Source organism: Amycolatopsis sp. NPDC102522 (genome assembly GCF_055584485.1).
In genome coordinates this window covers 1-9,372 of the sequence record NZ_JBVJLY010000051.1, presented here as the reverse complement: position 1 = coordinate 9,372, position 9,372 = coordinate 1, and the positions used below count along the sequence as shown (strand labels likewise).

The 9,372-nt window shown below is 62.3% G+C and carries 7 protein-coding genes; 1 reads left to right on the top strand and 6 read right to left on the bottom strand.

Annotated features, from left to right (window positions below; genetic code table 11):
- Positions 1-552 precede the first annotated feature (552 nt).
- From ACZ6YV_RS44165 to ACZ6YV_RS44140, 6 genes are all read right to left on the bottom strand, one after another.
- Entirely contained in the window at positions 553-1,650 is a 1,098-nt protein-coding gene (locus tag ACZ6YV_RS44165) for a hypothetical protein (protein WP_465515378.1), read from the bottom strand.
- Positions 1,647-5,354 carry a phosphorylase family protein gene (locus tag ACZ6YV_RS44160; RefSeq protein WP_465515377.1) on the bottom strand — a complete coding sequence of 1,236 codons (3,708 nt, stop codon included), beginning with the start codon at positions 5,352-5,354 and terminating at the stop codon, positions 1,647-1,649. Before ACZ6YV_RS44160 ends, ACZ6YV_RS44165 begins: the two co-directional genes overlap by 4 nt.
- On the bottom strand, positions 5,351-6,112 hold the full coding sequence (locus ACZ6YV_RS44155) for an NUDIX hydrolase (RefSeq protein ID WP_465515376.1): 762 nt from the start codon (positions 6,110-6,112) through the stop codon (positions 5,351-5,353). The genes ACZ6YV_RS44160 and ACZ6YV_RS44155 overlap by 4 nt, the downstream gene beginning before the upstream one ends.
- 72 nt (positions 6,113-6,184) lie before the next feature.
- The gene (locus tag ACZ6YV_RS44150) at positions 6,185-6,937 is read right to left on the bottom strand and encodes a hypothetical protein (RefSeq protein ID WP_465515375.1); all 753 of its coding nucleotides are present in this window, start codon (positions 6,935-6,937) and stop codon (positions 6,185-6,187) included.
- 520 nt (positions 6,938-7,457) lie between these two features.
- Positions 7,458-7,961, bottom strand: coding sequence for a hypothetical protein (locus tag ACZ6YV_RS44145; RefSeq protein ID WP_465515374.1), 504 nt, complete (start codon positions 7,959-7,961; stop codon positions 7,458-7,460).
- 56 nt (positions 7,962-8,017) lie between these two features.
- A complete protein-coding gene (locus ACZ6YV_RS44140) occupies positions 8,018-8,743 on the bottom strand; it encodes a hypothetical protein (protein WP_465515373.1) in 726 nt (241 codons plus the stop codon).
- A 395-nt stretch (positions 8,744-9,138) separates the two neighbouring features.
- Between ACZ6YV_RS44140 and ACZ6YV_RS44135 the strand changes: the two genes are divergently transcribed.
- Positions 9,139-9,279, top strand: a complete 141-nt coding sequence (locus tag ACZ6YV_RS44135) for a hypothetical protein (protein ID WP_465515372.1) — start codon at positions 9,139-9,141, stop codon at positions 9,277-9,279.
- The last annotated feature ends 93 nt before the right edge of the window (positions 9,280-9,372 follow it).

The following is a 9,372-nucleotide window of genomic DNA, read 5'->3' as shown; positions in this document are numbered from 1 at the left end:
GATCGGGATGCTCAGTCCCGACAACTTCGAGCAGTCACTCCAAGCGGCTGCCTGAACCCTCGTAAGCCCCTGTCCACCATTCGGGGTGAACCTCAACATAGATAATCAGGCGTACAAAGCATCCAGCTTGACACTATGATTGAGAGCCAACATAAGCGATTCTGGCAAGTAGTACCCAGTCCGGTAGCCCTATTACAAGGCCGGCACTACATTGGCCGATCAGGCAACACTCTGATCTCGGAGGTCGTCATTCTGCGGTGACGACGAGTACGGAGCGTTCGCCGACCTTGGTGCAGATGCCTTGTGGATCAGATCAGACGCAGGGCGAAAGATAGTCGTGTTGCGAGAAGGCAGAACTTGCCCCCTGACGGCGCGATTGGGAGTGTTAGCCTGTGCGGCGGCTCGAACTCGAATAAATCAGCGGACAACGGTCTTCGCCAGGATTGAGATGGGTACCTATGACATCATCGTGGGCTTCGACCGTCTACCTAGTGAGCGAGGGTGTCCCGCGTCATGCGGTCCCGTGTGGCTATACAATCTCAGTGGTAGTCCTCATCGAAACGCTTCGCTCAGCCGATAGGCGAGGGAAATAGCCGAAGGCCAGCCAGCGTCAACGAAGGCGTGGAGTACCGACCGGATCGACGTCAGCAACTTGTCGTCAGCGATCACAACTTCGCGGAACTCGGCCAGGTAGCGCTCGATGAATTTGGTCGTTTCGGCGGCTGCGACTGAGTCATACGTGTACTCGTCGCCTGTGCCCACCGCTGTTGCTGCTGTGTGGAAGGCTCGAGACGGGTCGGCGGCGGCAAGATGGCCCAGAGCTTCGATCAGGAAGTGTGTGATTGAGGGATGCTTGAATTGAGCGATCCCGTCCAATACGGCGAGGGCTCTCGCGGCGAATTCGCGATCTTCGGTGGGTTGACCGCCGGTCACTAGAAGCGCTTCTGTGGCGAGGTTGATGTTGCGGGAGATGAGGTCGGCCGTGAGAAAGATCTTGCCTAGCCGGTCCGGGGAGTCACTAGCTGCATGGCGAAGTTGAGCCAGCGCAGCGGTCGCAGCCTCCAGCATGTCGAAAGCACGTGCGCGTTCCGCGGCTTGGCCAGGTGGCAGTTCAGTCCACGCACGCAGGTTGCCGACAGTGTGCTGGGCGGCCGCCGTCGCGATGGGATCGGAGAGCCAGGTTTGGACCAGCTCTTTGGCGGCGGGCGTCTGATGTCGGATGGCGAGCATCAAGGCGAGTGAGGTGATGATTTCGAGCGGTTCGAGTTGATCCGAATTGGATTCGATCTCGTTGAGCAGCAGCGTCCAAGGTTCCTGTTTCACGAGGCTTGCTAGGACACCGTCGACCTCTGCGGGCCGATCTGAGCCGCAGTCCCAAAGCTCTCGGAGGAGTACAGCGGCGATAAGAGGATGTTTTTCGACAAGAAGACGGTCGCGCACGAGCTCAAACCCCCCTTCTAGTTCGAGGGAAAGTTGCCGCGCCACCTGGGCGACGTGGAGCCGGATGACGTCGTCAGCATCGTCGAGATTGGCCCGAAGAACCTCACGGAACAGGTCCGCGTACTGCGACGACCGCCAGGCGGATTGACACCAAAGGATTGCCAGTGTGCTGATAGCTGTCCGTTTCGGCGTCGGTGTCCAGGACATCATGATGCGGGCTCTTCCTCATCCGGTGCGTCGTCTGAGTCCGCCGCGGAGAGCAGCAGGGGAACGATCAATTTGGCCAAGTCGGAGTCCGGCTCCGGTGGTTTGGCGCGGACTAGAGCTTCGATGGCACGGAAGATCATTTCGGCGCCTGGCAGACGGTGGTCGGGACCGCCTACTCCGGCGGCAACAGCTCGGCGGAGTGCCTGTTCGAGAGCGGCCCTCTGATCCGGGGACGGGGTGGTAGGCAGCGTGTCGACTAGGGTTCGGAGCGTATCGAGCGCTCCACGTTGCTGAAAGTCAGTAAGTTCGGCGTCCTGTTTCCCCAGGTAATCCTGCAGGGTAAGGGGCTCGATGCCCGCAACGGGCCCGTGAGGTTGGGGGATGGGAGGTGGTCCGCCGGCTTCGGCCTGCAGATGTGCTCGCTCGGCGAGCGCGGAATCTTGGATCTTGTCGATGTCGAGGCAACCGCACAGCTGGTCCAAGAGGTGTTCCGTCGCCTCGTCCGACGCGTGTACAAAGTGGCTAGGGCCGGCCAGGATGGCTTGCTCAAGATCGTGCTCCTCGGCGGTGGAGATCGAGGGACCGACCGCCCGGATCAGCTTGCCGGCGGCGGCACGAGTCTGAGAGTGTGCAATCAGTCCTCCGCTCCCCAACACGGTAAGAAATGCGTGCCCCAAGTCGGCGGGCCTCTCCGCGGCAGTGACTAGCAGTGCCTGCCAGGCCTCAGGGTGTCGAATCCGCCGGACCAGATCTTCGACGAGCGCGTCGAGATCTGCGTCTCCGATGGGGACTTCGAGCAAGGCAGCGGCGAACGCGGTGAGTATGGCTTTCGCGGCGCCGTGGCCCGGGCCATGTTGGAGCCAGGAGCCGTAGAGGTCGACTTGGCCCTGGGCGGCCCGCACGGAGATCGTATAGCCGCCGACTTCCGTGGTCAGCTCGTCGGATTCCGGACGAAGAGCCTCGGCGAGGACTTCGATGGAGCGTGCGAGGTCCGCGGCAGCGATGAATGCGGCCATTTTCCGCCCGACCTCGTACTTCGCCATCTCGAGGTCCTGCCAGCGAGTCGTGGTCATCGTCACGATGCCCTGGATCAAAGGACTTACGTCGTCGCTGTCGTCGCTCCATCGGAGTACTTGCACGAGCAAGTCACGGGCCAGGTCAGGGTCTGCAGCGGCGATCGCGTCGACAGCCTCCACATAGTGGTAGAGGTAGCGAGGTGACCAAAGCATCATGATCTCCGGCTCAAGTGTCGCCCTAAGGAGATGGCTGTGTGACCGCTCGATCGCGATCACGCGAGGGAGAAATCCCGCCGCTGCGGTTGCTAGCCGTTCGCGTCCGGACGGTTCCTCGAGGGCTACGGACAACAAGCCGGCCACGCATTCCGCCCACACGTACGCCGCTACTGTCCCGGGATGCATCGTTGATAGTTTGTCGATTTGCTTCAGTAGGCGAAACGTCTGGTTCACCAGTGCGATCTCGAAGTTGCTAGCCACCTGTGCGGTGGCGCCGGCAAGCACCTTGGTCCACAAGCCGACGTTGCTGTGGGCGCGTTTACGAGCTACTTCGTCCTCTGCGTCCAGGACACCTGCGATCCACCCGATGATCGTCGAGAACGTCCCACTGTCGCTGCGCGAGAGGTCTACGAGCCATTGCACGTCGTCGTCTGCCGAGGCCTCGGAAACGAGAACCCGAATCGCGGCGACCCCGGCGAGGCTGTCGCCATGCTGCGCCAGTGATGCGACCGTGGCTGCGAAGGTGGAGCGGTCTTGGTCGAGGTGCCAGAGGTCGGCCAGGTGCAGGTCGATGCTCGGTCGTGCCACAAGGACGAGATTGGGATCGGCTCGCAGCCGTGTTACCAGCTGTGATTCGTCATCGACGGCGAAGATGAGCGCGGCGACACTGTAGTCGAAGAGGATGTGGTGTGAGTAGACGAGGAACGTTGACCCGCTGGCCTTCAGACGGCCCGGAAGCTCGTGTAGTACTCCGTCCTGCACGAGCGCGGTTCTCGCATCGAGGAGCGCATGGGGTACGCAGTGGCCGCTCGCGCGAAGGGTTCGCCGTTCCAGCATCGTGCCGCTGAGACATTCCAGCGCCCGCAGGCGTGCCTCGGTGTCAGTGCCCTGGGTTACGCGGACACGCCAGTACTCCTGCAATAGCTCGAGCTGGTCGCGTGTATTGGCCAGCGAAGCCTGGCTGACTCCGGCGATCAGCAGTTCACAGGCGAGCCGGAGGTTGAAGGGGGTGCGAATGAGGTCGAGCATGTGCTCGTTCGCACCGGAGACCAACTGAGCGACGCCGGCATGTTTGCCGGCGAGCGCGGTGAGCTCATCGGACGAGAGGTTCCCGAGCAGGAAGTGGCGGACGCGCCGAAGCGTTTCGTCGACGTACTCCCGCTGATCCGAAACCGGTTGGCCCGAGAATACATCGGTCCATACCGGGCTGTGGCGGAGGTCGAACCGCCGCATCGTCGCGATCACTCGCCACCGCGAACCGACGAGCCCGTGAATTAGCTTCACCAGCCAGGGAGGAGGCCCGCCTCGGGAGGCGTCCAAGCCGTCGATGAACAAGGCCGCGTGTGAGTCGCCGACCCATTCGCGGAGCACGACGAGCAACGACTGGCTCAGCTGGACATCATCGCGAACCGAGCGTGCTTCGGACCCGATGCTATCGACGGTCAGAAGGACGACGTCATCGCCACGGTCGATCATCTTGCAGGCCAGTTGGTTCAGCAAACCTGTCTTACCGCAACCCGGTTCGCCAGTCAGAACAAAGGTGTCTTCCGTCGCTAGCAATGCGGGGAGCTCCGCGCGATCGATGGTGGAATCTTCCTCCGCTCCCGGCAACATCGTGTGGGTGTCGAGGGCCTGGAGGTTCGATTCCGTGACCTCGCGTAGCGCTTCGCGGTCGTTTTCGCGTGCCTGTTCGCGTTCAGTGTCGGTCTGTGGCATCCGACTTAGCAGTTCGAAGGTGAACGCGGCGGCGTTTCTGGAGGCGATCGGCTGCCATTTGCGATCAGCTTCCCCGGTCTTGTCGCTGAGCAGATCGGACACACCGCGTATGACCAGTGCGACAACATCGTTGTTCACGTGGGCGGCGTAGAGGAACCCGTGTCCCTCCATCTCGACAGCGACGGCATCGCCGCAATGCTCGCGCAGAAAGTCCGCAGTGGCTGACCGCTGATCGGCGACGACCTTGCTGCCGGCCGCAATCGGCTTGACCAGCGCTGTCGGCAGGGGCGTAGGCGTAGTAGGCAAGATCCGGTGCTGCCAGGCGTCATCCCGGGCGATCTGGTCTGCGCGCTGGACGAGCTGGTACGCACTCGGGTAGGTCTTGATGCGCGACCGATATCCGGTTGCTGTGTCCTTACCGGACTCATAGCCGTAGATATCGTCAGCCGCAACCACGTCCCCGAGCTCGAGATCCTTGATCCCGCCCGCCACACCGACGAAGAACACGATCTGCGGGCGGAACGCACCGATCGCGCGATCGAGCTGGACACCGGCTTGGGTGTTGCCAGCGCTGGTCTGGGTCAAGACTACAGTCCAGGAGCCTCGATCGGTAAGGAAGGTGCCGACTTGGTAGAGAGTGCCACGTTCCTGGCGTTCGTCGAGCGGCTCGACAAGGTGCTCGCGTACGGCTCGGTATTCGTCGGCCACGGCGGTGCATATGACCACCGTGCCCAGCACGGTGTCGTGAGCGGTGTTCATCGGCGATTCGGCGCCTTTCCTGCTCTGCGTGATGGGGTATGGGTGTCATGTGGTTCGCTGGCCACCGAGTCGCGCAAAAGGGCCGGGTGCAGACGGATCCCGGTTCCGGCGCGGTAGAGCTTGGCCGGGCGTCCTCCGGTCCCTTCTGCTCGAGTTCCTGTCGGCACGAGGAATCCGCGCGAGCTGGTGACCTTGCGGTGAAAGTTCGACGGATCGAGCTCGACACCCCAGACGATCTCGTACACCTCGCGCAGCTGCGCAATCGTGAATTCCGGAGGACAGAATTTCGTTGCGAGAGTCGTGTCGGACAGTTGGTTGCGGGCGTAATCGACTGCATCGACGAGCAATCTGTGGTGATCGAACGCGAGCTGGTCCGGATCGGAGAGAACGTCCTGAACGGGAACCCAATGCGCGGCTTTGGCGTCCCCGCCGGCAACAGGTACTGGGAGGTCGGGCATCAGCGCGACATAGTTCACGGAAACGACACGCCCACGTGGGTCACGATCAGGTGCTCCGTAACTTCTCAGCTGGCGAATGGCCATATCGGCACCGTTCAAACCGGTTTCCTCGGCGAGTTCACGGTGGGCGGCCTGGTCGAGGTCCTCGCCGTCTTCCAGGAACCCACCGGGTAGGGCGATACTGTCCTTAAAGGGAGGGTTGGCTCGGGTGACCACGAGGACTTGGAGGCTGCTGTGCCGAACTGTCAGCACTGTCAGGTCGACTGCGACAGCGCTGCTGGGCATGTCCCACTTGTTCACAAGCTCACGGTACGTGACTTATAGTTTAACTGACAAGAAGTCCCGTTAGCTAGGTTTGCCTGTTGAGCGGGGTCATGTGAGCTTGTCGGGGCCGACGCTGGCGTGGTGGTCGCGATATGTGGGTGATCGAAGGAACTCGTGAAGCTTGAACTCGGCGTTCGCGCGAACTTCTCGGCATTGCTGTGCGGGTAAGCCGAGCTGTTCCGCTGTAGTGATCAAGCTTAAGCCCTCAATTCTGGTCCTCCCGATCAGCTCGGCTTCGGCACGGGTTAAGACGTGGTAGCCGATGGCCTCAGAGAGAACGAGGTCAATGTGTCCCCGTCGTGTCGCTATCGGCACTACGCTGAACGCTGCAGCCTTGGCGTAGTAGGGGGGCGAGTGGATCGCGCTCATTGCTCGGTCGTACGCGACTCGCTTGAGGTGAGGGAGCAGGCGTCGCATTGAAGGATCAACTGCTCGCAATGCCTCGATGAAGCCGAGCACGACCTCCGAGTCGACTTCGGAGGGATCTCCGCCGTGTTCGACGACGACACGGCGTGCTGTCGCTGCGAGGCTGGGAGCAAGTAGGCCTGCGGCGATAATCTGCCAGATTTGCGTTTCCGTCTGCGCTAGCCGGATCAGCTCGGCCCAGATCGCGTCCTTGACTCCGTGGTCTGTCGTTCGGCTGCCGAGAATGTCGACGACCTCGCCCAACGAGAGCACTTGTTCGGGTAGGTCCGGAGACAAGGTCCAACCGTCCAGAGTGACTGGTGAGTGCTCGACCAACAGCCGGAAGGCGTGTCGGACTGCGGTCACCGCTGTGGGCGTGCCCCTGTCTGCAGTCATGGCGCTCCTCGCTTTTGTAATCCTAAAGTCGCTAGGTGATGCTTATGGTCATAGTGACAAGTAGCTCGGCCTCGCAGAGATTAGCGTTCTGAGACGTTCGGGTCAAGTTGACAAGAACTTCGATGGGTTGCCTCGGCATGGTGTGCCGGAGGAGGGTGGTTGACGGGCACCGTGTGACCGCTCGGTGGGCGTGGACGAGCGTTCATTGGGGGGCGAGGAGAACAGGTGCGTCGGATCTTCTAGCCGTTGCAGCTGGGCGTGAGATCGGCGCGGGTGGCCTGGCGACGCTGAAGGTAATGCCGCCTACCTGTTGAGGGTGGGCCGATGCCGGATCGGACGTTGACGGAGACCTAGCGACAGGGCGGGGCCCGGCGGGCTAATTGGGCGACATGTCGGCGTGCCTGGGCGAGCAGGCCAGACCGCGCTTTTGAGAACGGCAGGTATTTGGCCTGGCCCACCTCCCAGGTTCGCATATGCCCCGCGGGTTCTTGGCACTGTGTCCATGACCGGCAGGTTGGAGCTAGGTGATCGTGCGGGCACGAGGATGTGCCCACGGTGTTGCGGTGTCAGCGGGCAGCCGGGTTGTTTCGGTCGATGTAGTCGCGATGAGGTCCTCATGCCGGCCGACACCGAGCGTTTCAGCAGGGCACTGCGTGCACGGACCGTGTTGGGTGCAGCGTGGGTCGGTGAGCGACATGTGTACGTGGTGGTAGGCGTCGTTCGGGTGGTCCGCTCTGATGAGATACCAGGTGCCGGACTGCGCTGAGTCTGGCACGGCCGCGGCGATGGAGCGCCGCATCGGCAGGTAGAGGTCGGAGCCGTGCTGGCGGATGGCGAAGATCCGGTCGAGGTAATCGACCTCGTCGGATTCGGGCCGGTTTTCGTCGAACCAGATTGCTGCGTCTGTGATCGTCCCGGAGCCCCAGAGCAGATCGACTGGGTACTGGGTGGTGTCGTGCCGGGAGTCGAACTCGGTCAGGCCCGGATCGGCGATGCTCTGATCGAGACGGAAGACGGCGCGCACGATGACACACCGCCACGGCTTATCCCGGGGCTGGCCGGCGAGATCAGAGGCAAGTCCTACGTGAACCTGCGTCTCGCCCTCGTTCCACGCGAGAGCGAGTGCTTCGCGTTTGATGGGCGCAGGGTACAGCCGCCCGCCCGGTGTTGGCGCGCCCCAAAGTTGATTGATGATTTCCGCAAGATCGCGGGGGACCTGGCTGCGTCGACTGGCGTTGCCAGGTGATAACCGGTGGGGTGGGCGACCAGGTCTCGCAGGTTGGTGATTGCCTGTTCGACGGCGCGGTTGCGTTGGCCGCGCAGGAGCCCCAGTCGACGGGCCCAGCTGCGCAATCCGCCGAGCATGCCATTGAAGGGAAGGGTCTGCCCGTCCTCGAGCAGCAACTGCCAACGACGATTCTCTCTGATTGCCGCATAAAGCTGCTCGTAGTTGGTGGCAGCAACGGTGTGGTGGCTACCGTCCTTCTTGTCGATGAAGGTGCCCGTCCCGTTGTGGTGCTCGATGAACCGATCGCGAAGCGCCTGCTCCAGAACAAGTAACCCGCGGTCGTTGACCAGGGTGAAGTTCTCGTAGCAGAACAATCCGTGCGCGAAGGCCGTGCGGAGGTCTTCAAAGCTGCTGCGCGTGCCCAGGGCGACCATCGGGGACAGTTCGAACTGTGCAACCACGTGCTGCTGGTACTTGGCCGCCTCCTCCGGAGGCATGGGCCTGCCCAGCCCCAGCGGCGTGAACATGAGAGTGCGGTAATCGGGCCGCCGCAGCTCCTCCAATGTCTTGATCCTCACTGCCGAACCCTTCTTCGATCCTGGTGAACAGGGCAGGTTACGACTCGGGTCTGCCAACCGCGACGAACCCCCGGTATGCGCGTCGCGATATCTGTTCAGGCTGAACGACCTTGGACGATGAGGACCCGTGCCGTTCCCAACGTGTCGTTGCGGTTAGTGGCGGCCAAGGTCGCGGAGGACGTCAGCGGATGCCTCGGTCCATATGGGCTGGCTGCGAGTGTGGGCAGTGATCAAGAACCGTGGGGAGGTCGCCTTCGTCAGGCTGGTAGTAGGCGGTGTCGTCGGGGAGGACGTGCCAGCGGCCGCTGCCGAGTGACCTGCGTTCGGTGACGACGCGGACCTTCGTGTCGAGCGACGTGTTTCGCCCCTCTGATTCCCAGGGGTGTTCCTGGCGGATGAGCCTGCCCGCATTCGCGCGAGAGCTGGTGGAGTGCGGCCTCGGCGAGGTCGAGATGCTCGTCGAGTATCAACTGCCGCTGTCCAGCCTCCGCGCCGATGTCGTACTCGCCGGCATCCATCCCGAGACCGGCAGGTAGCCGTGTCATGACAACCGTGTAAGCCATGGATGGACCAAGATCGGGTCGTCGAACGCGACCCAGAAGGGCTCCATCTGTGACCGAGAACACATC

Coding starts and splice junctions, on each gene's coding strand:
- ACZ6YV_RS44165 (WP_465515378.1), bottom strand. CDS start 1,650: ATGATGTCCTGGACACCGACGCCGAAACGGACAGCTATCAGCACACTG.
- ACZ6YV_RS44160 (WP_465515377.1), bottom strand. CDS start 5,354: ATGAACACCGCTCACGACACCGTGCTGGGCACGGTGGTCATATGCACC.
- ACZ6YV_RS44150 (WP_465515375.1), bottom strand. CDS start 6,937: ATGACTGCAGACAGGGGCACGCCCACAGCGGTGACCGCAGTCCGACAC.
- ACZ6YV_RS44135 (WP_465515372.1), top strand. CDS start 9,139: ATGAGCCTGCCCGCATTCGCGCGAGAGCTGGTGGAGTGCGGCCTCGGC.